Source organism: Flavihumibacter sp. (genome assembly GCF_036676075.1).
Classification (GTDB): Bacteria; Bacteroidota; Bacteroidia; order Chitinophagales; family Chitinophagaceae; genus Flavihumibacter.
In genome coordinates this window covers 443,421-467,089 of sequence record NZ_JAKFDQ010000009.1, presented here as the reverse complement: position 1 = coordinate 467,089, position 23,669 = coordinate 443,421, and the positions used below count along the sequence as shown (strand labels likewise).

The following is a 23,669-nucleotide window of genomic DNA, read 5'->3' as shown; positions in this document are numbered from 1 at the left end:
TTGATAACTGAAATAGTTACGCCCTGCTGGCGCCCCGCACAGGCAGGGACTTATGGAGCCATTTGGGCAATGTCACCATCTTTCGATGGCACCCTTTTGGGAGCGCAAAGGTATATCAGTTTCCTGAAATAACCAACCGTATGGTCTTTATTTCTTTTCCGTTCTGGGCGCGAAGATAATAGATACCTGGCGCCAGTTGCGGACCTGCCTGGTGCAAAGGTACCACCTGAACGCTTGCCGCAATATCCAGTTTCCTTCGCCAAATGGTGCGCCCCGCCACATCCGCCAGGGCCATATGCAGGGTTTCGCCTGCAAGGTTCTCCACCAGCAGAAGCATTTCAGCAGCGGGGGAAGGATTGGGATAAACCCTAAGCCTCATGCCTTCACCAAAGTTCACCGAACTGATGTTGGAATACCTGACCTGGCCATTTTCATAAATGATCTTCAGCCGGTACTGGTAACTGCCTGGAGAAATTACCCCCGCATCCGTGAAACTATAATTGCCATTGGGTTGGGTTTGTATGGTGGTAATGGTTTGGAAACCACTACTGCTGCCGGTTCCGTTTGCCCGTTCAATTTCAAAACGAAGAATCCCCAGGTTAGCGGTCGCATCCCATTGAAGCAGAGATGAAATTGGTTCCTGCCTTCCCGTTGCCTCAAGCACCACGGTGGATAGGGTATTATTTATCCCGAAATAGAACTCACCATAAACTTCAGATGGGATCTCTGCATAATATCCTTTTTCATAAGGAATGAGTTCAAACTGGTCAGCCGTCCAAACTGTTTCAAATCCCGGAAGGTTATCTGAGGTTTTCTCATTTAGTGTGGATGGGGGTCCCGTGTACCTGAATACAGACAAATCATAGGCGCTTCTCTTTATTGCACAGGTATCGCAAGGGTTTTCGTCCAGCCATTGCCTTACCGCATCATCGGTAATGAATAACCTAATCTTACCTCCTGCCGTATTGTTGGATCCTGAAAACACCCAGCGTTGTTTAAGAACCGGATTTCCCTGGAATAAATTACCCTCACCTGCTGAATGGTAATTAAAACGGAATGCCTGCTCCCCTTCTGCAGATTGAGCGGCAGAAAGAATGACACCATTTCTTATCACCGGGGTCCACTGCAGCGGTTTCGACCTCCCTTCAAAACTGAAATCGGTGAGTCCAGCGTCAACAGGATGATCCAAATCAAAAATATGTACCTCATCCAACAATAATCCCCCCGGAACAATTGGTGTGGCGGTGCTAAGATCTGAACGCTCCAGTGAAAGAATCCTGAATTGAAGGGTGGCCCAGCCGGTGGGCAATGCCATAGAAACCACCTGCCAGTAATCATTACCACAATCTTTCCATGCCTGCTGTTGCGCAGTATACCAGTTGGTGGATTGTTGAACGGGGGCTATATATCGTTGCCAGGTTCGACCGGTATCAGCAGAAAATTCCAGGAACACAGAATCCTTACCATCACAAAGCTGCTTATTAACACTCATGGAAAGATGTGGCGCCCGCAATTGGCGAAGATCGAAAAGCGGACTTACCAGGTATCCCGATGCTACAACAAAAGCCACTCCTGAAGAGTTTTCCAGCCGGCGGGTACCCCAGAATCCATTTCCATTGGCAGCTTTAAAAGGTTGAACAGTTTCCTGCAGATTTTCTGCAAGATCATACATATAGGTAGAGCCCCATCCCTGTTTGCCATTTTCGAAACCCTGCAGGTAGGGGAACTGGTTCATTAACTTCGCGTAGGCCAGTGGTGCGAAGAGAGTATCATCCTGTTGGTTTATATCACCCACGGCTGTAACAAAAGCATACACACCGGAAACTGCTGAAGGCCAGTCCTTGACTGGAACCGTGAATTCAGCATGGGCAGTATCATTTGCAGCAATACTATCGAAGCTACTGGACTGGCGTTTACCATCAGGGGATATTACTCCAATGATGAAACTTCCTGTTCCCACGGAGCGAAGATTAAGGGCGCTGACCCTGAACCGCAAACTATCGCCATCAGTAACCTTATTTTTAATATAGTAAAGGTCAATTAGTGCCATGTCGGCATTTGCCTTGAAAAGTTGAATTGATCGCAGGAGTGGCAGGCTATCTTCATAATTCGTTTTGGTGATTCTTAGCCTAAGCTGAAAACTGCTGGAAAATTGCTGGCTACCCTTTTCGAGTACCCGGGTAATATTCATGTGGTCAAGACTGTTCACGTAAGTGACCGGGTCAGTTTGAGGCAAAACCAGCCATGCTGATGTGTCGGAACCCCTGACAGACAGTTCCAGCCTCATTTTACCTGACTCGGGAATATCCAGCGTCAGTCTTATATCATCTGAAACTTGGTACGCTGCCATATTAAAGGTGGAAGTCAACACCATTTCCTGGTTGTGCACCTTGCTGGAGGCAGTGAAGGGAATACCTGTTGATCGGCTATGTAGTTTTATGATGGGTGAGGAAGTTGAATAATCTATCTGCGATGCACCAAATACCCCAATAATGCCTGGTTTTAAATAAGTACTGTCTTTCAAACCACCAAAATCCAGCGATAATGGCAAGGTCACCGGTTCATTAGGAAGATAACGCCATAAATTGGCGAGGGTATCGTTGGAAGGTTCGGGATCATTAATTGAGCTTATACTATACTTAAGCTGCTTTTCTTCACCGATCTCTGACTGAAGGATTATTGCCGTTTTCCATGAAAAAACTTCTCCCGGGGTAAAATTTCTTATAAGCGTATCTGACCCAAGCAGATTTCCATCCTGGTTCACAGAGAGGAAAACAGTATCGCTGATTGATGAATTACCCATGTTGCGGAGCTGGATAATTACCGTATCAATCCCATTTCTATCAGTACTGGTGGCAAAGCGCTGAACGGAAGGATTAAGGACCGTAGTTATAGCGAGGTCTCCGGCTGCACCAGCAGGTGGACAAACGGTGGCGGGTGTTCTAATAAGCTTTGCCAGGCTCCGCTCGCCGGGAATCCCGTTCAGCAAGGGTTGCAGGGTGATCCAGTAGTTGGGGCCCGACCGTAGTCCGGTTAGGACAAAAAATGTATCAGCAGTAGTTGCAGTTACTTTATAGGCACCATCTTCGTATTGTAAAACCTGAACTGAATCAATGCCTGGCGCCGGCTTCCAGCGTGCAGTAATGGTTGAGGCGCAGGTACTTGTAAGTGAAAAATTATAATCGGGCAGAATAGTAAAGGGTTCCGAAATGATTTCTTCCCCTGTAATATTATTCCGGATCCTGATCCTCGCGTTGGTAGTACTAATTGAAGGAACGGTCCAATCCTTCCTGTTTGCATGGGCAGATCCACCATTAATATCAGTCCAGCTCAGGCCGCCATCCGCTGAAAAGCTTGCCGTGATGGATGAAGCCGGAGTATTTCCAGCCGACCAGATAATGCCTTTTTGCTGGGCAGGCTTCCATTTTTCACCCCCGGCAGGTTGCAATAGACGCAAGCCCGTTTCTTCCCAGTTATATACAATCCTGAACAACTGTGGACCAGCCGGAACCTTGAAACCCTTTACCAATATAGTATAGATACCAGGCGCTGCATTTTCGACAACCACCTGTTCTATATTGTTGATATGATCTTTCCCGGCGATGGCGGGAGCATTAACCCCAGCAGCACTTGTATCAAGGATCAATGGATCCATCTCGGTTCCTGAAGGAGATATAATGCTGATATCCAGATCATTAACCAAATTCTTAAACGTATAAAGAGAAGATGGATTGTCGTGCCAGTATAACATGATTTTCAGGTCTTTCACCTGTTCAGGGAGGTTAATTTCGAACCTGGATTCCCCTCCATTGTCTACTGTACCAGACAAATATGTTTTAGCATTTACAACTTCAATCGCTTTGCGGGCATTGAGAAAACCGAATCCATTGGTGAAATCAACTCCTTTATTTCCGATATCTGTTGCGGTATTACAGACAATAGCTTTCATCAGATCTCCCGGCGGATCAACATTCCCATTGAGTTGACGGTAACGTTCGTAGAGTAACCCAAGAACACCCGTCACCTGGGGGGCCGACATACTGGTTCCGTAATCAATAGCATAGGTATTGTTTGTGGCAGTTGATCTGGTACCATCCCCTATAGCGGTTATCTCCGGCTTCAGTCGGCCGTCGAGGGTCGGACCTTTGGACCAGCGGAAGAGATTGGCATCCTTATTTGTGGCGCCAACAGTTATTACATTCTTGGCAGCCTGGAAGGCATTGTCAATGGTTCTAAACCCCGTAGGGAAGTCACCGCATTTCAATCCTCCTTCATTTCCAGCGGCAAATACATGTACGAGGTTGGGAAGGTCAAGTAATTGCTGATCGCCCTGAACACAATATCCTGTATATAATCCTGAATAGGGAAGGCATTGGCTGCCAGCGCCATAGGAGTTGTTGGTAACCACCATCCCCTTTTGGTAATATTCGGGCGAGCGATCGATAATTGTATTGAAATAATCTACGATAAGAGTGGATTGCCAGGCGTTTCCTTTCATAGCCGGGTCAAGAATGCCTGCCCCGCCCATAGTTCCGGCAACATGGGTTGCATGAGATGCTCCGTTATAGGATTGTCCCTCCTCATTATATCGGTGGTCAATATGATAAATCCTTCCATTATCTCCTATACCCAGCACTACACCTTTCCCACTAATGGCAGGCATACCTTCAAATCCTGTATGCAGCTGGTCCGACTGCTGGATATCAATTGCTTCACTATTAAGGATACCAAGTGCTGGCGCTTCCATCACGTAGAGCAAAAATGGCTGATCGAGCAGATGGTTGAGCACCATCCCATTAAGTCTGCATTCCGCAAGGTCTGGCGTTAGAAATTTTATTACCTGTCCATCCGCTCCAAAGGTTGAAATAGAATTTTCCAGAAGATTTCTCGCTTCAGTGCTATCAGCTCCCGGGATCAATTTAAGATGGTAATTCCGGGAAGGGGCCGCAGAAACATCCCTTCTGTTATTTGCATCTAAACCATATATACCCGATTTCAGCGACCTGTTCATGGGAACCAATGCATGGATGCCCTTTGCGCCAAGATCACTGGCAGAAAACGATCCCCTGATACCTGCGAGGAAACTGTTTTCAGGAATATAATCATAGAGTTCTATACCCTGCCTGCGAAGTTCCGCCTGCTTGCGGGTACCTGGAAGTTCTTTAAACTGAATAATTGCCCAGGTTTTTCCGCCTGCTATTGATGCACGGAGTGTGGGATCCAATGGATCAATGGAACGCAGTACCAGGCTTTTGGCCGGCAGACCGTTTTTTAAACGGATAGGGCTGGATTCGGTTACCTGAGTTCGTGCGTTTAGGGCCAATACTAAAATGGTACAGAATATCAATCCCCTCAAAATCACAGGTGCTATGCTCATAAAATCAGGAATCAGACTCAATATAAACAACCGGGGGTAGATTCTATTATGCAGAAGCCCAGAAATAATAAAAAAACCCGCATTGATGCGGGTTCCCCAATTGATTTTGACAATTATACTATTTGGAAAGGGATCAATCTCCTGAATCCTTTTTCTTCTTCTGGCTTTTAGGTGCCCAGATGGCAAGCATCCGCTTACCTTCCATTTTTGGCATCCCTTCCAAAACCCCAAAATCTGTAAGGCGTTCTGCAAATTTCAGGAGGAGCAGTTCACCCCTGTCTTTAAATTGGATGGCCCTACCGCGGAACTGGACATAGGCTTTCACCTTATTTCCTTCTTTCAGGAATTCCTCCGCATGTTTCGCTTTAAAATTGAAATCATGGTCGTCGGTGTTAGGTGTAAACCTGATCTCTTTCACTTCAGACTGCTTGGCCTTCGCCTTCATCTCCTTATCCTTCTTCTTCTTCTCGTATAGGAATTTATTATAATCGATGATCCTGCAAACCGGCGGATCGGCGTTTGGCGAGATCTCCACCAGGTCGAGCCCCTGGTCCTGTGCCATGCGCTGTGCTTCCTGGATGGAATAAACGCCTACTTCTACATTGTCGCCAACCAATCGTACCGATGGTACCCGAATCATTTGGTTAGTCCTGTGTTCCTGTTGCTGTTCTTTCTTGAACCTTGGATTGAAAGCCCCTCTGGGTGGTCTGGGTGGAAATGCCATTTAGTTATTTTGATTAAACAATTACGACCCGAAAATATTAATTTTTTTATTCACTACTGCTGCGATCTGAAATCTCCCGTGAAATCACCTGAATAAATTCCTCCACGGGCATAACACCGGCATCTCCTTTGCCCTGGCGGCGAACGGCAATCTTGCCCTCATTCATCTCTTTTTCGCCTACCACAAGCATATAAGGAACGCGCAGCAGCTCGGTATCCCGGATCTTCTTACCGATTTTTTCGTTCCTGTCATCAATGGATACTCTCACACCTGCTTTCCGAAGCTGTTTCTTCACTCCCTCTGCATAATCCATGAATTTATCGCTAATCGGCAGGATCTTCACCTGCTGTGGTGCCAGCCATACCGGCAGTTTACCCGCATAATGCTCAAGCAAAAATCCTATGAAACGCTCATGGGTTCCTAAAGGCGCCCGGTGAATGATCAGGGGAGTGTCATGCTGGTTGTCGGCGGTGGTATATTCAAGCTTGAAACTGCGGCCCTGTGAAAAATCCACCTGGTTGGTGGCAAGCGTGAATTCCCTTCCTATTACACTATATATCTGTACATCAATTTTTGGACCATAGAAAGCGGCCTCATCCTGTACTTCCACAAATGGAATATTTGAATCTATCAGCACCTGGCGAACCATGGCTTCTGTTTCTTTCCACAACTCAGGTTCATCCACATATTTCTTACCAAGCTTTTCGGGTGAATGCAAGCTTAGGCGCATTACATATTTATCAATCCCAAATATTTTGAAATACTTGAGGTACATCTCGTTCACAGAGCGGAATTCCTGCTCAAACTGATCCTTTGTACAATAGATATGTGCATCATTCATATGAAGGCAGCGAACGCGCATGAGACCAAATAATTCACCGCTTTGCTCATAACGGTAAACAGTACCGTATTCTGCAATGCGATAAGGCAGGTCGCGATAGCTCTTTGGCTCTGCAGCAAAAATCTTATGGTGATGCGGACAGTTCATTGCGCGTAGATAGTATTTCTCTCCTTCCAGTTCCATGGGAGGGTACATACTATCGGCATAATAAGGAAGGTGCCCGCTGGTCAGATACATACTTTCCTTGGCAATATGAGGAGTAACAACGCGATGGTAACCTGCTTCTTCTTCAGTTTCCTTTGCGAGCTTTTCCAATTCTTCAATGATGATAGTTCCATTGGGCATCCACATGATAAGGCCCTGTCCCACATCATCATCCATAGTATAAATGCTGAGCTCCTTACCTATCTTTCTGTGATCACGCTTCTTGGCTTCCTCAAGTAAAGCGAGGTATTCGTCAAGTTCCTTTTGTGAGGGAAAACTTACTCCATAAACACGGGTAAGCATCTTGTTTTTTTCATCACCCTTCCAGTAAGCACCTGCGATGCTGGTGAGCTTGAAAGCCTTGATGAGTCCGGTATGTGGGATATGCGGTCCGCGGCACAGATCAGTGAAATTACCCTGCGAATAGAAGCTGATGGTTCCATCTTCCAGGTTCTGCAGGAGATCGAGCTTGTATTCATCGCCCTTTTCGGCAAAATAAGAAATGGCTTCTGCCTTAGGAACTTCTCTACGAATAAAGGCATTATTCTGCTTTGCAAGTTCTGCCATCTTCACTTCAAGCTTCCTGAGATCTTCTTCAGAAATGCTTTTATCACCAAGGTCTATATCATAATAAAATCCGTTATCAACCGGCGGACCAACCCAGAATTTTACCCCGGGGAACATCGCTTCAATGGCTTCTGCCATGAGGTGTGCGGTAGAATGCCAGAAGGTAGATTTAGCATCCTTTTCCTCCCATCCCAATAATTTCAACGCTGCATCTTCATAAATAGGACGGCTAAGGTCCCACACCTGCCCGTTAACCGATGCTGCAAGTATTTTACGGGCCAATCCTTCACTTATACTTTTTGCGATGTCGAGGGCTGAGGTACCGGGTTCATATTCACGCTGCGCGCCATCCGGAAAGCTGATCTTTATCATTTGTTTCTATAGTATTTCTGCTTCCCCCTTTATACAAACAAGGCAGGAAGGGTTGCAAATTTAACGAACAATTGCCAGAATAACTCGTTGAACGGTACGAAATTGCCATTCCTTTTTAGTTAACTTGAATATATAACTTGCATTCATGAGGCTCATCATCCTGCTACTTCTTTTATTTGCCGGAACAGCCCTGCACGCGCAGGATCTGACCGGTATATGGCGGGGTCATTTCCGTTCCAATAACCGGATGTTGCAACTCATGAATATTGATGACCGTTATAAATTCGAGATCCAGCTCGACCAGCGGGGAAAAGCATTTAAAGGAGTTACCTATTCTTACAAGACAACCGAATTCTATGGTAAGGCTGTTGCCAAGGGCACTATTCATACCGGCACGCAGAAAGTATTGCTGGAAGAACTGAAGATCGTGGAGGTTAGAATGATGCAGGGCAATGATGCCTGTGTGATGACATGTTTCCTGCAATATTCGAGAAATGGCAGAGAGGAATTCATGGAAGGAACTTATGTAAGCATGAACACGCGCGACTCATCAGATTGTGGGAGAGGCACTGTTTTCCTGCGCAAGGTTATCAGTTCCGATTTTTATAAGGAGCCTTTCCTTGTGCAGCGTGAGAAAGAAAAAAAGCAACCTATTACACCGCCAAAACCACAGCCACCAGTTGTTACAGAGAAAGAGACTGAAATAGCTAAATCCAATAAAAAAATTGTAACACCAGCCCCGAAAGTTGAAGAAAAGGAGCCCGAGTTACCACAGCGTCCGATAGAACCAAAGGCTCCGCCAACTAACCAGGGAATTGCTGATAAAAAAAGGACAGATCCCCAGGTTATTCCACCGGTGTTGAAAACAAGAGAGAATGAACTGGTTAAGACCTTTAAAGTGCGCACCAGGGAAGTGATCGTAAACCTGTATGATAATGGCACAATCGATAAAGACACAGTTTCCGTTTACCTGAACAAAGTGTTGGTGGTATCAAGGAAAATGCTTTCCCTCTCTCCCATTACGCTGCGTATAACCCTGGATGATGATGAATATCATGAACTGGTAATGGTAGCAGAAAACCTTGGTGAGATCCCCCCAAATACTTCATTGATGGTGGTGAAAGCAGGTAACCAGCAATTTGAAGTGAGGATCACGTCCACAGAACAAAAAAATGCAGTGGTGCGCTTCCGGTATGAGGCAGGTAATTAGATGGCTGCCTTTCATATTCCCTTGTTTGCCGTTCACAAAATTCTATCGCTCAATTCATGCGATGGCTTAAATTGAACTACCAATACAACCCATGAGGCTCTTTCTGACTTCCCTATTATTGATCTTACTGCAGGCTGCATCTGCACAGGACCTGAACGGCATCTGGCGTGGAACACTTACCCAGGAAGCAGGGGGCTGTTTCCCGGTGTATAACCTTGAGATCCAGATCGGCCAGCAAGGAAATATGCTGGTGGGAAATTCTTTTGATTATTATGACCGTAACCGTTTTGTGAAACATCATTTCAATGGACGTTATAATAGCCAGACCAAAAGAATGGTTCTCATTGAAGACAAAATAATGGAGGTAAATATTCCTTCCGATTGCGTTGCCTGTTCCAAGACCTATGATCTTACCTGGTCTTCTTCCGGTAATAAAGAAAGCCTTACTGGTGAATGGAAAGGATATGAAAGCGATAGTAGAAAGGCCTGCCCACCCGGCAGGATCACGCTATACCGGGTATCTACAACCGATTTCCCCATCGATATCGACCAGCCGGAAGAACTTGCCAAACTCCAGCAATCGTTGAAGCTGCAGGAGCGTACCACAGAGGTGGTAAGCACCCTTGAGCTTGAAACGCCCAATATAAAAATCGATCTGTACGACAATGCAGAGATAGATAATGATACTGTAACCATCTTCCTGAATAATAAATTGCTTCTATTAAAACAGCGGCTCACCAACAAGCCCTTAACGCTGGAGCTTAAGGCTTTTCCTGATACAGATTATGAACTGGTGATGTATGCAGATAATCTTGGGAGCATCCCTCCCAATACTGCGCTGATGGTAGTAACGGCAGGCCGCAATAAATACGAAGTAAGACTTTCAGCTTCCGACAAGAAAAATGCTGCGGTACGATTTCGCCTGAAATAGGTGTCTGACGCAGTCAGACACCTAAAACCTGAAGTTCCAGGTTACGCTGGGGATGATAGGGAAAAGGCTCACCTGCCTGGCTTCCACCTTCAGGCTGCCGTCATAGGCACTTCCTGTTTGATCGTAGTAAATGAAATAGGGATTCAACCTGCTATAAACATTGTAAATACTGAAAACCCAACTACCCTTTATGCGGCGGGGTTTTTTGGGAACTGGTGTATAGGTGGCGGCAAAATCAATGCGATGATAGGAAGGAAGCCGGTATTTATTAATGCGGCTATACTCCTGCGTTAGTGTTCCATTCACTATGTAGAAACGTTCAGGAAGTGAGGTGGCATTTCCGGTGCCATATACAAACACTGCAGAGAGCTTCCATTTTTTATTCAATTCATAGGCACTCACAACTGAGAGATCATGGCGGCGATCATATCGCGCCGGATACTTCATGCCTTCATTGAGATCGGGGAATTTACGCCAGGTCCAGCTCAGCGTATACCCTACCCATCCGGTAAGCCTACCGGTATTTTTGCGAACAAAGAATTCACTTCCATAACTCCAGCCTTCCCCGAATACAAATTCTTCTTCCGGATCAGTAAGTCCGGGAGTATAGCCCTCCCGGTATTCGATCTGGTTATCCATTTTCTTATAATATATCTCTACCGATGTCTCATACTTATTATTGCTGAAATTCCGGAAATAGCCAGCCGCATATTGCCAGCTAAGCTGAGGCTTCACATTTAATGTACTGGGAACCCAGAGGTCGGTGGGAAGAGTAGATCCGGCATTGCTCACGAGATGTATATACTGGTTGTTCCTGCTAACAGAAGCTTTTATTGAACTCTCATCATTAATGCTGTACCGCATGGTGAACCTCGGTTCCAGTCCACCATAATACTTTACGGTTGACCCTCTCCGGTATACAGTACTGTCGGTCTTATTGCCATCGGCATCGCGGGTATAGGCGGTGAACGGCCCGGTCTGTGCAAAGGAGCTGTAACGTATGCCGGTATTCAATTGCCATTTCTCTCCCAGTTCCCAGTCGTGCTGAAGATATACACCTGATTCTATGGCATATTTACGGGAGGCATTATTGGGGGTAAAATCAACTGAATCGGACCGGCCACTGAAGAGGTTTGGCTTAAAGGTGTGATGAGTGATTTGTGCTCCCCATTTGAGTTTGTGCGCGGGTGCGGGATAATAATCCATGTCAAACTTTGCTGTGAGGTCGCGGATACCCGAGCGCAGGTTAAAAGAGAGATTATTCTGTTCGCCGTTAAAAGCAAAATTGTAGTTGTTGAAAACGAGTGTTGCATTGGAGAACAATTTCCTGTGGAATACATGGTTCCAGCGAAGTGTTGCGGTAGCATTTCCCCAGGGGATATTGGCGCTGAAAGAGCGCTGGTTGTTTTTAAAATCAAAGACATCCCTTCCAAAATAGCCACTCAGATAAAGACGATCACGATCGGAGAATTTATAATTGACCTTGGTGTTGAGATCATAGAAATAATAACCCGATCCATAGAAGGAGCTGCTTTTAGGAACAAATGGTTTCACCAGCGCATCTATATATGTACGGCGGGCGGAGATGATAAAAGATGCCTTGTCTTTTTGCAATGGCCCCTGAATTGAAAAGCGTGATGCAATCAGGCCGATCCCGCCCTCACCTTCAAGTTGTTTCATGTTTCCGTCCTTCATGGCGATATCAAGAACAGATGAAAGTCGGCCGCCATACTGTGCTGGCATACCACCTTTGATGAGCGAAACATTTTTTATGGCATCCGAATTAAAAACAGAGAAGAAACCAAAGAGGTGGCCGGTGTTATAAACCACGGCGTCGTCAAGCATGATAAGGTTCTGGTCGGGCCCACCACCCCGCACATAGAAGCCGGCATTGCCTTCCCCAGCATTGCGGACACCGGGCAGCAGTTGAAGCGTTTTCAGGATATCTGTTTCCCCAAGCAGCACAGGCAAAGATTTCACCTGGCTCATGGAAAGATCTATTTTGCCCATCTGTGCCTGCGTAACATTCCCATCCTTGCGTTTGGCATATACTATTACCTCTTCCTGTGTGGTTCCACGGGGGGATAGCAAAAAATTATTGGAGAGATCACGGTCAAGTGTAAACGATATACGCGATGATTCATAGCCGGCATAACTGCAACTGAGTTCATAGCTGCCCGCTTCCAGTGTGATCGAATAATATCCATAGGTATTGCTGACAACTCCCCTGCCTTTACCATTGATAACTATGGAGGCCCCGATAAGGCTTTCCCCGGAAAGGGAATCGCGAACATAGCCGCTGAGGGTGAACTTCCTGCTGCCTGTATTTCCCTGACCGAAAGCAACCGGCCTGGCTAAAAGCAACAATAGCAGGAAAAAAATCGAAAATCGGGGCATCGGAACGATAAAGTTTATGTTAAGACGGGTGCAAGTTAACAGGAATGAACAAAAACCACCCTCTTTGGTTCGTTACCATCCGGTAAAATCGAAGGCTTTTCTGTAATTTTGCGCCCCATGTTAGTAGGATTACAAAATGTTACGTTTGAGTTTGGTGCCCGGGTGATCGTATCTGATGCCACCTGGCATATTCAACCGGGAGAGCGTATCGGCCTGATCGGGTACAATGGAACCGGTAAGTCGACCCTCCTGAAAGTACTTGTAGGTGAATTACTGCCATCCGCCGGATCAGTGGAACGGGGCCGCGGTACCACCATCGGATACCTGCACCAGGACCTCCTGAGTTTTGACACCAACAATTCCATACTTGAGGTTGCCCTCAGCGCTTTTGAGAAAGTGCAGCAACTGGAGAAGGATATTGAACGGCTCGGAAAAGAATTGGAAGCAACCGGCGATGAGAAAATTCTGCATGAATATTCCGACGCCCTGCATGAACTGGAAGTGCTGGGGGGATATGATATCCATCACCGTACGGAAGAAGTTCTCCATGGACTTGGATTTCCGCAGGAGCACCTTGACCGTCCTTACCGCGAATTCAGCGGGGGATGGCGTATGCGTGTTCTGCTGGCAAAAATGATCCTGCAGGCACCTGATCTGTTGTTGCTCGATGAACCGACCAACCACCTCGACCTTCCATCCATCGAATGGCTTGAAAAATACCTCTTGCATTATAAAGGTTCGGTGGTTATTGTGAGTCACGATAAATTCTTCCTTAACCGCATGGTCACGAAGGTGGTGGAGGTATACCAGAAGCAATTGCATTTCTACCAGGGCAATTATGAGTTCTATGAAACGGAGAAAGCCATGCGTGTTGAACTGCAGCAACGTGCTTTTGAAAACCAGCAGGAATATATACGCCAGCAGGAAAGATTCATAGAGCGCTTCCGTGCGAAGGCAACCAAGGCTGCCCAGGCCCAAAGTGCCATGAAACGACTCGACAAGATCGATCGTATAGAAGAAGTGGAAATAGAACGTCCAAACATAAAGATCAATTTCAGGATAGATAAAATACCTGGACGGGTATTAGTGGAACTAAAACATATCACCAAAAAATATGGCGATAATATAATTGTTGAAAATGCCTCGGCTGAAATTGACCGGGGAGATAAGATCGCGCTGATCGGTGCAAACGGAAAAGGGAAATCTACACTCCTTAGAATCATTGCTGGTGTGGAAACATTTGAAGGAGACCGTAAATGGGGGCATAATGTTGAAGAGAGTTTTTATGCCCAGCACCAGCTTGAATCACTCGACCTGAACAATACGCTGATTGAAGAGATGAAGACCTGCGGAAGTCAGAAAACCGAGCAGGAGCTGCGCACATTATTGGGATGTTTTCTTTTCAGTGGTGATGATACAGATAAGAAGATCAAGGTACTCAGCGGTGGTGAAAAAGCCAGGGTTGCACTTGCGAAAACCATCGTGAGCAAAGCAAATTTCCTGATGCTGGATGAGCCGACCAACCACCTCGATATCCATTCGGTGGAGTTATTGGTGGAGGCCCTCAACCGTTATGAAGGCAGCCTGATCATGGTTAGTCACGACCGTTACTTTATATCCAAAGCTGCTAATAAGATATGGGAGATCGAAGATCATAAGATCAAAGAGTTTAAAGGAAGCTATCATGAGTGGATCGAATGGAAAGAACGGATGGCAAAACATGCTGCAGCAGCAGCGGTTGCCGCGGTTGTAGCTGATAAGCAGGGGCCAGTTGCGGCGCCCACTGCAAAAGTTGTTGAAGACGTGAAGCCTGCTGCAACTAAACCAACCAACAACCAACCGATCAATAAGGAGCTACGCAAGGAATTGCAACGCCTGCAGAAACAATTTAACCAGTTGGAAGAGCGCATCGCTAAAGCCAAGGAGAAAAAGAATGAACTGGAGCTTGCCTTATCTGACCCGGCAACCTATTCTGACAGAAGTAAATTTGCCGCTGCAGAAACAGCCTATAAACAACAGGTGGCCCTACTAGATAATCTTAACAAAGAATACGAGACCACCTTCGAAAAGATCATGGAAATGGAAACGGAAATGGATTAACTTCATCGGGCATATGACCCGGACATTTTTCTGCCGTTACCTTATCATTTCCATGCTGCTCCTTTCAGTAATGAATGCAGGAGCACAGCAGTCCGCCCGACCTAAAATTGGCCTGGCGCTCAGTGGTGGTGGTGCCAAGGGTCTCGCCCATATTGGTGTTCTCAAAGCTATAGATTCTGCCGGCCTGCAGATCGACTATGTTACCGGCACTTCCATGGGTGCAATCATTGGCAGCCTTTATGCTATCGGCTATGATGCTGACACCATTCTCACTATTGCACGCAGTATAAACTGGAACAGGCTACTCAGTAACCGGTCCTCCCTCAATGCCTTCATCATGGAGGAGAAAAACGAGTACGGGAGGTATGCCGTAGAGTTACCTATGCAAGAAGGAAAGTTCCGGCTACCTTCCGGCGTTCTTGAATCAGAAGAGCTCTGGCTGAAATTCAATGAACTCTATTTCCCTGCCTATGGTATACGGAATTTCGATGGACTAAACCGGCCCTTTAAATGCATAGCTACCGACCTGGCTACTGGTGAAGCCATCGTCTTAGACAAAGGTGATCTTATAAGTGCAGTGCGGGCAAGTATGGCCATCCCTTCTGTATTTACAGCAGTTGTCATAGATAACAAAAAGCTGGTGGATGGCGGATTGGTTCGCAATTTCCCTGTTAGTGATGTGAAGCAAATGGGAGCTGATATTATAGTTGGGAGCGATGTGAGTAGTGAACTTTTATCGGCCGATAAGCTTACCTCCCCGCTTCAGATCCTCACCCAGATAGCCTTTTTTAAAGAAGCTGCTTCCAGCAAACAGGAAATAGCACTCTGCGATTATTTTGTTGATCATCCCATTGAAAAATATTCAAGCGGAAGTTTTGGAAGCAGTGATTCCCTGATAGCAATTGGACTCGAAACCGGCCTTGCCTTCTACCCTATCTTCAAGAAGCTGGCCGATTCACTGAATGCTATTTATGGTGTGCCAGAGAAAGTAAGTTGTCCTTCAGTTCCTGAAAGAATCCGTATTCGTCAAATTATCAGCGATAGCTTAAAATACATAAGCATGCCATTTCTGCGGAGGATGCTGGGACTAAAAGAAGGACAGGAATATACCGTTAAAGAATTAGAGGCATCAATTCGCCAGGCATTCGGAACCCGTTATTTCAATAAACTCTATTACCAGCTTGAACCCGTGAGTGAAGGGGTGGCTGATATCCGCCTGATTGCGGAGGAGAATGTTCCGATCACTGCAAAACTGGCGGTAAATTATAGTTCACTTACCAATATCATGCTTATAGCTAATATTACGGTACGCGATTTCATCGGAAAACAAAGTAAAAGCCTGATTGCTGCGGGCATCTCTGAAAACCCGCGATTAAGGCTTGAGCATACACAGATCTGGGGTAGCAAAAAATTACCCCTGGCCTGGATCAGTGAATATTACCTGGAGCGACAGGAAGTAACCCAATTCGAAGATTATAAGGCCCTCGGTGTTTACCGCCTTTTCAGCCAATATGTTGACACAAGACTCCAGGTGGCTTACAAAAGAAGGCAGTTGTATGCAGCAGGTATACATCTTGAAAAAGTATCCGTGAAGCCACAAACACAGTCGCGTATTTCTATTGATGGCCGCAATACATACCTGCAGGCATATATGCGATATGAATACAATTCACATGACCGGCTGTTCCTTCCGCGGCGAGGCACGTATTTCCTATTTGAACCCAGCTATATATTTTCACAGAACCTGAATGTTACTTTTAACTCATCCGGTGACCCCATTGAGAATCCGGATTCCCTGGGTATTGGCTACGAACCTTTTTTCCGCGCTAAAATGCAGGTACAAAAAGTACTGCCGGTGGGTACAAAGAATTTTATAACCCTCCAGTCTGAGGCTGCAGCCAACTTCAATACCAGCCAGTTCGTGTTCCATGATTTCATTGTGGGTGGTATGCAACCCATGATGCGAAACCAGGTGACCATGGCGGGTATCCAGGATGCTTCGCTTTTTGTAAACAGCCTGATTAAGGGATCCATCAACTGGCGTTACCAGTTCAGTGGCAGCGTATATACCGCATCCAGCTATAGCCTTATGTATCACTCTTTCCTGAAAGACCAGCTTGCTCCTGTAGAAGGAAAGCTATTGAGCGGGTATGCATTAACGTTGGGTTTCGACTCACCCATTGGTCCGCTTGAATTCAGTTTCATTTACAGCGACCAGAGCCGCCGGCTGAAAAACTATGTGAATATGGGATTCCGTTTCTCCAGGGGAATGTTTTAAGAGGATGAATCGGGCCTCGACTTAATAAAATCACTTACAAGATAACTAATAAGCTTACCCGTAGTTTCACTCTTACGCCCATCACTTAATTGCGAGGCACCTTCGCAAATATGCAGGTATGCTGCTTTTGTATCGGTTGCAGCAAAGCTGATATACTGCCTTGCATGAAGCGGTGTTAATCCCGATGGCGTTGTGGCAGAACTCAAACTTTCTTCTATAACATCCAGATCAAGTTCAATGCCGCAATATGAATCTTCCGTAAATCCTGTTGCATGAGCAACTGCCTGGATAAAATTCCTTTTATCAAAAAGAAAGATATCCTCATAAGTGATCATGTCAAGGAATGGATTATTCACAAAATCGAGCCAAACATTCTGCTGGATATAATTTTCATGGACGCCCACTACACAATATTTCTGCAGGTAGCCATCCTCCTCAGCATAACGGAAACCGTTACCGGAATGCCTGCCTTCAGAAGGGCGGAAATCTGTATGGGCATCGAGGTTGATTGCATTTATTTGTGCCAGTGGAATAAGCCCCAATTTGAATAATCCCTTTGCAGCGCCTTTGATCAGGGGATATGCATTATTATGGCCACCGCCAATTGCAATTGGTATCATACCAGCAGCTGTGATCGTTTTGGTAAGATTTTCCACCTCCTCATCAATCTGCACCACGGCATGGCGATAAGCTTCAATCTTTTCTTCCTCGCTGTGGGCATGGTTTTCAATCACAAACTGCAGGTCGCCGAAATCAAAATGACCGAGTAAAAGAACTTCTTCCCCTGTAAAGAAATCATTGCTTTGTGTATTGAGGAATGCGGTCAGAAAAGGCAGCCAGGCAGAGTCGGCCCCTCCCTTTCCGTAGTTGGCTTTCACACCAATATCTTCCGGTATGCCAAACAACACGTAGGTAGCAGGAGAATCCCTGAGTTTTTCTTCAAGCTGGTCATGGCCGTTAAGAACCTGCACCCGCTCACCCAATTTGGTTTCAAACCGGCGTATACGGGTCAGGTAGAGTGCGTCCTGCTTGGAATAGAACTTAAAATGTTGCATAGCAATCAATATTTAAAAAAGATCTGAACGTTCTGAAAACTGTGGTTCTTCAACCATCTCGGCTGGTTTCTTCTTATAGAAAAGCATACCAATTGCCATGATGGCACTGCTCACAAGAATGATAAAGAATAAGATCCCCTCATTGAAATTACTAAGCCGGTATTGTTGCGGAATCTTGTAGAAAAGCACAATGGTGATTAATCCCCGCGGAATGAAAAATACTTCGGGAAATACATTGGTCTTAAGGAAGAACCGCATATACAGGAATCGTACAACAAAGAGCGCCAGTACTATCAATCCACCCACCTTCATCACCTCATCTTCGAGGATGGTACTGAACACAATGGAATATCCAAACAATATAAAGAAAAAGGTGCGGACCAAAAAAGAGGATTCAGCTGTTATGGAATGCAGGAGGTGGCCCAATCCATTAACCTGTTCCTGCGGGAAATGTTTCTTAATCCAGTCAAATTTCAGCAAATGCCAGTTGTTGATCATAAGTCCGAAGGCCAGGATAATGATCAGGGAAGGCAGGTGCAATAATTTGCCGCCTGCATATATAAGAACGAGTAAGGCGAATATCAGGAAGAATTTAATGGTGAGGGCAGTACGTGTCATAATAAAGATCAGCATAAGGCTCATGACCACTGATAAAATAATAGAAAGAACAAGGTTTCCCGCAAACAATCCCATCGAAAGCGGCGACAAAATTTCCCCTGCTGTAAAATAATTAAACACCATGATGCCCAGGATATCTGAGAAAGATGCTTCGTATACCAGGAATTCTTTTTTGGCCGGGGTAAGTGCATGGAGGCTGGGCAATACAATGGAGCTGCTCATGATAGATAACGGTATGGCATAGATGATGCAGTTCACCAAAGGCTGTTGTAACCAGTTATAGAGTATAAAGGAAAGCATTGAGGTAGAAAGCAGGAAAATAAAAAGGGCAGAAAGGAATGAATCCCTTATCAGTTTGATCTTTGATTGTTTAAGTTCCAGGTCGAGACCGGCTTCCAGCACAATCATTATCAGTCCTACTACTCCCAGTGATTCAATAAGTAAAGCAGGAAATTCAATTTCGAAACCATAGTAGGTTGCAAGGCTCCGGGTTCCCATACCTGCCAATAGCAAGAGTAATACGGAAGGTATCCTGATCCACCTGCTTGCTATGGAAAACAGGTAGGATATAACGATTATACAACATATCAGAATCAGTAACTGCTCAGATTGAATAGACTCCATCCTCTAATATACGGCATAGCCTTTTAACCATACCCTGTCCACCAATTGTTCGCCAAATGAATAAGGAAGATAGTGGAGTGAGGGCATTGTTTTTGTGAGGAGCAGGTTGGCCAGTTTACCAACGGTGATGCTGCCGGTTTCTGTACCCAGGCCCATGGCAAAGGCGCCGTTAATGGTGGCGGCGTTGATGGCTTCTTCGGGTAGCATGCGCAGTTGGATACAGCTCATGGCCACCACCAGTTGCATATTATAGGAAGGGGATGAACCGGGGTTGAAATCAGTAGCGATTGCAATGGCTGCACCGGCACTGATAAGTTGCCGCGCGGGCTGGTATGGCATCAGCAGAAAAAATGCCGCAGTAGGCAGCAATGTGCCAATTGTTTTGGAAGCGGCCAATGCTTCGATGGCAGCAGCATCCATTGACTCCAGATGATCCACAGAAACTGCATCAAGGGCAACACCAGCCTGCACTCCACCTGATATATGCAATTGGTTCGCATGGATCTTTGGTAGCAATCCATATTGTTTACCAGCCTCGCAGATACGAATGGTTTCTTCCGTTGAAAAAAATCCCTGCTCACAAAAAACATCAATATAGTCGGCCAGTTTTTCTTCAGCGATCGTCGGCAGCATATCTTCTATCACCTGCCTGATATATCCTTCACGGTCATCTTTAAAATTACCCGGAATGGCATGAGCGCCTAAAAATGTTGCTTTTATGGAAACTGGCGAGGATTGCTTTAAGCGCTTAATAACGCGCAGCATCTTTAACTCCCCCTCTACCGTTAATCCATAGCCGCTCTTGATCTCCATTGCACCGGTTCCCAGCAGGGAGGCCTTTTTTAATCGCACTGCAGCGAGCTGGTACAAGCTGTCCTCATCCATTTCATTCAACTTATTAGCAGAAGCAAGGATACCTCCGCCCCTTGCAGCAATTTCCGCGTAACCAAGTCCATTGATCTTATCGATGAATTCATTTTCCCTGCTGGCGGCAAATACGAGGTGGGTATGGCTATCACACCAGGCGGGCAGCATATACCTGCCAGAACAATCTATAATCTCCTCTGCCTCCGGAGGCATTTTGTCTCCATTCTCAAAATCAGATTCCTTTCCATAAGCTGCGATAATATCATCTTCCACTAACAGCCATGCCTGGTTGATTAGAGGCAGTGAAGCAAGTTCCTGCCCTCTAAGAACAACACTGTTTTCCCGAACCCCTGCAAGCCCTTTAATATTTCTGAAAAGGATGGTCATAGGTTAGTCTTATAATTTTTCCCAAACCTCATTGGCAAAAGATTCGAGGCCCGGATCACGTGCCCCCATCAATAACAATACAGTATCGTCAGTAAGGTGTGGCCTTATTGCTTCCAGCAGATCATTGCGGTCTTCTACAAACCATGCCTGCCCACCCAGCATCCTGATTCCTTCAATCAATTCATTAGATGAAATATCTTTGGTTGCCGTTCCACCGGCATAGAATATCTCGCTCATCCAGATCTCATCCTGTGGCCTCAATACAGCGGCTATCTCTTTTATGAAATCATCTTTCAGGAATCTTGTGGGTCCATAACCATGGGGCTGAAACCAGGCCACTACCTTAGATGCAAGGGGTTGGCAGGCCTGAATGCTGGCCGCACATTTAGCTGGATTATGGGCATAATCATCGATCAGCCATACCCCGTGTTTTTGTCCCAACACCTGGTGGCGGCGATAAATACCTTCATAACGTGAAAGGGCATCCGCTGCAACGGCAAGGTCCACGCCCACAAGGTTTGCAATGGTACTGGCGGCAACTGCATTCTCCATATTATGCCTTCCAACCAGTTTCATTTCAAAGGGAACATGATTAAGGGTAAAGTTGATCTGTAATCCCTGCTGGTGAAAATCACGGGCAACATAGCCTGCAAGACAATCAGCATGGTGGCAGAAATCATTGGAGAGTTCCTGCGATAATTGTGCAGCCAGGGGATGACTCTGGTTCACAACAAAATGGTTGCTGTTATTCCTGAATGTTGTGAACACTTCCATAAGGGTTTCGATCTCTTTATGGTCTTTGTCAACATTCAGCAACAAACCGATCTCCGGAAAATACTGGACAATGGATCCATCACTTTCATCTGCTTCAATTACCAGCCAGTCGCCCTTGCCAACTTTGGCATTACCGATCTTTCCTTCCCTGATAATACTTACCAGTCCGGCACCGCTGATGATGCTTGGTTCCATTCCTGCAAATTCAAGGATATCAAAAAGCATGGCGCTGGTGGTCGACTTCCCGGATGTTCCTCCAACAGCAATTGTCTTTTTGCTTTTGGCGATCATGGAAAGCAATTCGCTTCTTTTAATGATAGGGATATTTAGTGAGCGGGTCCTGATCACTTCGGGTACTGTATCCTCCACGGCTGCAGAAACGATCACCAGTTCAGTATTGGCTGCTATTCCGCTTCCATCCTGCTCGTAACAGGTTATTCCAGCTGCTTCCAGCTTCTGCCTTGTATCATTGAATACGCCCGCTTGAAAATAGCGGTCGCTTCCACTTACATCCTTACCTATTCCCTTAAGATACTGGGCCAGCGCACTCATGCCTGTTCCAGCAATGCCCGTGAAAAAGACGCGCTGAAAATCATTTACAGTATTGATCATATTTCTTGTCTTAACGCAAAAGTAATTTACGCATATAATCTACCCGGTCTTTTTACCTGGTTAATCTGTCATTTAAATCCAATCCAGATTTTCTGCTCCAGTCTTTGGCAATATCATATCCTGCATCAGCATGGCGGATAACACCCATACCCGGGTCATTGCGCAGAACCCTTGCAAGCCTTGCAGCCGCAGCTTCGGTTCCATCTGCAACAATCACCATACCTGCATGTATACTGTATCCCATACCTACGCCTCCACCATGATGCAGGCTTACCCATGATGCTCCTCCTGCGGTATTGACCAGCGCGTTGAGAATGGGCCAATCGGCAACGGCATCGGAGCCATCGAGCATGGCTTCTGTTTCGCGGTTTGGACTCGCAACTGATCCTGTATCGAGGTGATCACGACCAATTACAATAGGTGCTGAAACCTTTCTGTTGCGCACCAGCTCATTGAATGCGAGTCCGGCTTTCTCCCGCTCTCCCTGTCCCAGCCAGCAGATCCGTGCAGGCAGTCCCTGGAAGGCGATCTTTTCCTTCGCCAGTTTAAGCCATCGCTGCAGACTTTGGTTTTCAGGAAACATATTTGCGATCAGTTCATCCGTCGCGGCAATATCATTTGGATCACCACTTAGTGCAGCCCAGCGGAATGGACCTTTCCCCTCACAAAACAATGGCCTTATATAGGCAGGAACAAATCCCGGAAAATCAAATGCATTCTCCAATCCCTTTTCCTTGGCCCTTGCCCTGATATTATTTCCATAGTCGAACGTAACTGCACCTCTTTCCTGCAGCGCCAACATACATTCCACATGCAGTTTCATGCTCTCATAACTGCGTTCTATATACGCAGCAGGATCCTGCTCACGTAACATGTTTGCCTCAGTAAGACTCAATGTATGGGGAACATATCCAATAAGCGGATCATGTGCCGAGGTTTGGTCGGTAAGGGTATCCGGAATTACATTTCTTTCGATCAGTCTCTGCAGTAAATGCACGGCATTGCAGAGCACGCCAATACTAATTACTTCTTTGTTTGCTTTTGCTTCCAATGCCCTGTCAATGGCGGCATCTATATCAGTAAGTTTAAGGTCAAGGTATCGGGTTTCAAGGCGCTTGTCAATCCGCCATTCCTCCACCTCTGCTATCAGCGCAACGCCTTCGTTCATGGTAATGGCCAAAGGCTGTGCGCCACCCATGCCGCCTAAGCCCGCCGTTACATGCAGCGTTCCTTTCAGGCTTCCATTAAAATGCTTGTTGGCGGCGGCAGCATAGGTTTCGTATGTTCCCTGCACAATACCCTGCGACCCGATATAGATCCATGAACCCGCTGTCATCTGGCCATACATCATCAATCCTTTCTTCTCCAGCTCATCAAAATGTTTCCAGTTGGCCCAATTAGGTACCAGTTGTGAATTCGAGATCAGTACCCTGGGAGCATCTTCATGCGTTTGCAGGATGCCTACCGGCTTACCACTCTGTATCAGCAGGCTCTCATTATTATTCAGATTGCGCAGCGCCTTTATGATAAGATCAAGGGATTCAAAATTGCGCGCCGCTTTACCCCTTCCTCCGTAAACGATTAGGTCATCAGGCCTTTCTGCAACTTCGGGATCGAGATTATTGAGTAGCATGCGAAGCGCAGCTTCCTGGATCCAGCCCTTACAACTTATGGTGGAGCCGGTTGGCGTTGCATATTTGACGGGGTCGTAGCGTGATATGGCCATAGTCT

Annotated in this window: 13 protein-coding genes; 4 read left to right on the top strand and 9 right to left on the bottom strand. The window is 46.1% G+C overall.

Annotated elements, in window-relative coordinates; translation table 11 throughout:
- Window positions 1-115: 115 nt before the first annotated feature.
- The 3 genes from V6M43_RS10785 to thrS form a co-directional block, all read right to left on the bottom strand.
- Entirely contained in the window at window positions 116-5,377 is a 5,262-nt protein-coding gene (locus V6M43_RS10785) for a S8 family serine peptidase (protein WP_332735113.1), read from the bottom strand.
- A 133-nt stretch (window positions 5,378-5,510) separates the two neighbouring features.
- On the bottom strand, window positions 5,511-6,101 hold the full coding sequence (infC, locus tag V6M43_RS10780) for a translation initiation factor IF-3 (RefSeq protein ID WP_332735111.1): 591 nt from the start codon (window positions 6,099-6,101) through the stop codon (window positions 5,511-5,513).
- Between the two features lie 46 nt (window positions 6,102-6,147).
- The gene (gene thrS, locus V6M43_RS10775) at window positions 6,148-8,085 is read right to left on the bottom strand and encodes a threonine--tRNA ligase (protein ID WP_332735109.1); all 1,938 of its coding nucleotides are present in this window, start codon (window positions 8,083-8,085) and stop codon (window positions 6,148-6,150) included.
- A gap of 145 nt (window positions 8,086-8,230) precedes the next feature.
- Between thrS and V6M43_RS10770 the strand changes: the two genes are divergently transcribed.
- Together V6M43_RS10770 and V6M43_RS10765 are read left to right on the top strand one after the other, a co-directional pair.
- Window positions 8,231-9,295: a hypothetical protein gene (locus tag V6M43_RS10770; RefSeq protein WP_332735107.1), complete on the top strand. Its 1,065-nt coding sequence runs from the start codon at window positions 8,231-8,233 to the stop codon at window positions 9,293-9,295.
- Between the two features lie 91 nt (window positions 9,296-9,386).
- Window positions 9,387-10,226, top strand: coding sequence for a hypothetical protein (locus tag V6M43_RS10765; protein WP_332735105.1), 840 nt, complete (start codon window positions 9,387-9,389; stop codon window positions 10,224-10,226).
- Between the two features lie 21 nt (window positions 10,227-10,247).
- Here V6M43_RS10765 and V6M43_RS10760 read toward each other — a convergent pair whose 3' ends face one another.
- Window positions 10,248-12,623: a TonB-dependent receptor gene (locus tag V6M43_RS10760; RefSeq protein ID WP_332735103.1), complete on the bottom strand. Its 2,376-nt coding sequence runs from the start codon at window positions 12,621-12,623 to the stop codon at window positions 10,248-10,250.
- A 117-nt stretch (window positions 12,624-12,740) separates the two neighbouring features.
- Between V6M43_RS10760 and abc-f the strand changes: the two genes are divergently transcribed.
- Together abc-f and V6M43_RS10750 are read left to right on the top strand one after the other, a co-directional pair.
- Window positions 12,741-14,723: a ribosomal protection-like ABC-F family protein gene (gene abc-f / locus V6M43_RS10755; RefSeq protein WP_332735101.1), complete on the top strand. Its 1,983-nt coding sequence runs from the start codon at window positions 12,741-12,743 to the stop codon at window positions 14,721-14,723.
- Window positions 14,724-14,736: 13 nt separating this feature from the next.
- On the top strand, window positions 14,737-17,001 hold the full coding sequence (locus V6M43_RS10750) for a patatin-like phospholipase family protein (RefSeq protein WP_332735100.1): 2,265 nt from the start codon (window positions 14,737-14,739) through the stop codon (window positions 16,999-17,001).
- Here V6M43_RS10750 and V6M43_RS10745 read toward each other — a convergent pair.
- Genes V6M43_RS10745 through hutU form a run of 5 tightly spaced genes read right to left on the bottom strand, consistent with a single transcriptional unit; the run spans window position 16,998 to window position 23,664 of the window.
- Window positions 16,998-18,056, bottom strand: coding sequence for a formimidoylglutamase (locus V6M43_RS10745; protein WP_332735098.1), 1,059 nt, complete (start codon window positions 18,054-18,056; stop codon window positions 16,998-17,000). The two genes, V6M43_RS10750 and V6M43_RS10745, sit on opposite strands and share 4 nt — an antisense overlap.
- Window positions 18,057-18,068: 12 nt before the next feature.
- The gene (locus V6M43_RS10740) at window positions 18,069-19,298 is read right to left on the bottom strand and encodes a cation:proton antiporter domain-containing protein (RefSeq protein ID WP_332735096.1); all 1,230 of its coding nucleotides are present in this window, start codon (window positions 19,296-19,298) and stop codon (window positions 18,069-18,071) included.
- Window positions 19,299-19,301: 3 nt separating this feature from the next.
- Window positions 19,302-20,552: an imidazolonepropionase gene (hutI, locus tag V6M43_RS10735; protein WP_332735094.1), complete on the bottom strand. Its 1,251-nt coding sequence runs from the start codon at window positions 20,550-20,552 to the stop codon at window positions 19,302-19,304.
- Between the two features lie 9 nt (window positions 20,553-20,561).
- The gene (locus V6M43_RS10730; RefSeq protein WP_332735092.1) at window positions 20,562-21,938 is read right to left on the bottom strand and encodes a UDP-N-acetylmuramate--L-alanine ligase; all 1,377 of its coding nucleotides are present in this window, start codon (window positions 21,936-21,938) and stop codon (window positions 20,562-20,564) included.
- A gap of 52 nt (window positions 21,939-21,990) precedes the next feature.
- Entirely contained in the window at window positions 21,991-23,664 is a 1,674-nt protein-coding gene (gene hutU, locus V6M43_RS10725; RefSeq protein ID WP_332735090.1) for a urocanate hydratase, read from the bottom strand.
- Window positions 23,665-23,669 lie beyond the last annotated feature (5 nt).

What these genes read in the sequence shown, in the direction of transcription:
- V6M43_RS10785 (WP_332735113.1), bottom strand. Translation starts at nt 5,377, where the DNA reads ATGAGCATAGCACCTGTGATTTTGAGGGGATTGATATTCTGTACCATT.
- infC (WP_332735111.1), bottom strand. Translation starts at nt 6,101, where the DNA reads ATGGCATTTCCACCCAGACCACCCAGAGGGGCTTTCAATCCAAGGTTC.
- thrS (WP_332735109.1), bottom strand. Translation starts at nt 8,085, where the DNA reads ATGATAAAGATCAGCTTTCCGGATGGCGCGCAGCGTGAATATGAACCC.
- V6M43_RS10770 (WP_332735107.1), top strand. Translation starts at nt 8,231, where the DNA reads ATGAGGCTCATCATCCTGCTACTTCTTTTATTTGCCGGAACAGCCCTG.
- V6M43_RS10765 (WP_332735105.1), top strand. Translation starts at nt 9,387, where the DNA reads ATGAGGCTCTTTCTGACTTCCCTATTATTGATCTTACTGCAGGCTGCA.
- V6M43_RS10760 (WP_332735103.1), bottom strand. Translation starts at nt 12,623, where the DNA reads ATGCCCCGATTTTCGATTTTTTTCCTGCTATTGTTGCTTTTAGCCAGG.
- abc-f (WP_332735101.1), top strand. Translation starts at nt 12,741, where the DNA reads ATGTTAGTAGGATTACAAAATGTTACGTTTGAGTTTGGTGCCCGGGTG.
- V6M43_RS10750 (WP_332735100.1), top strand. Translation starts at nt 14,737, where the DNA reads ATGACCCGGACATTTTTCTGCCGTTACCTTATCATTTCCATGCTGCTC.
- V6M43_RS10745 (WP_332735098.1), bottom strand. Translation starts at nt 18,056, where the DNA reads ATGCAACATTTTAAGTTCTATTCCAAGCAGGACGCACTCTACCTGACC.
- V6M43_RS10740 (WP_332735096.1), bottom strand. Translation starts at nt 19,298, where the DNA reads ATGGAGTCTATTCAATCTGAGCAGTTACTGATTCTGATATGTTGTATA.
- hutI (WP_332735094.1), bottom strand. Translation starts at nt 20,552, where the DNA reads ATGACCATCCTTTTCAGAAATATTAAAGGGCTTGCAGGGGTTCGGGAA.
- V6M43_RS10730 (WP_332735092.1), bottom strand. Translation starts at nt 21,938, where the DNA reads ATGATCAATACTGTAAATGATTTTCAGCGCGTCTTTTTCACGGGCATT.
- hutU (WP_332735090.1), bottom strand. Translation starts at nt 23,664, where the DNA reads ATGGCCATATCACGCTACGACCCCGTCAAATATGCAACGCCAACCGGC.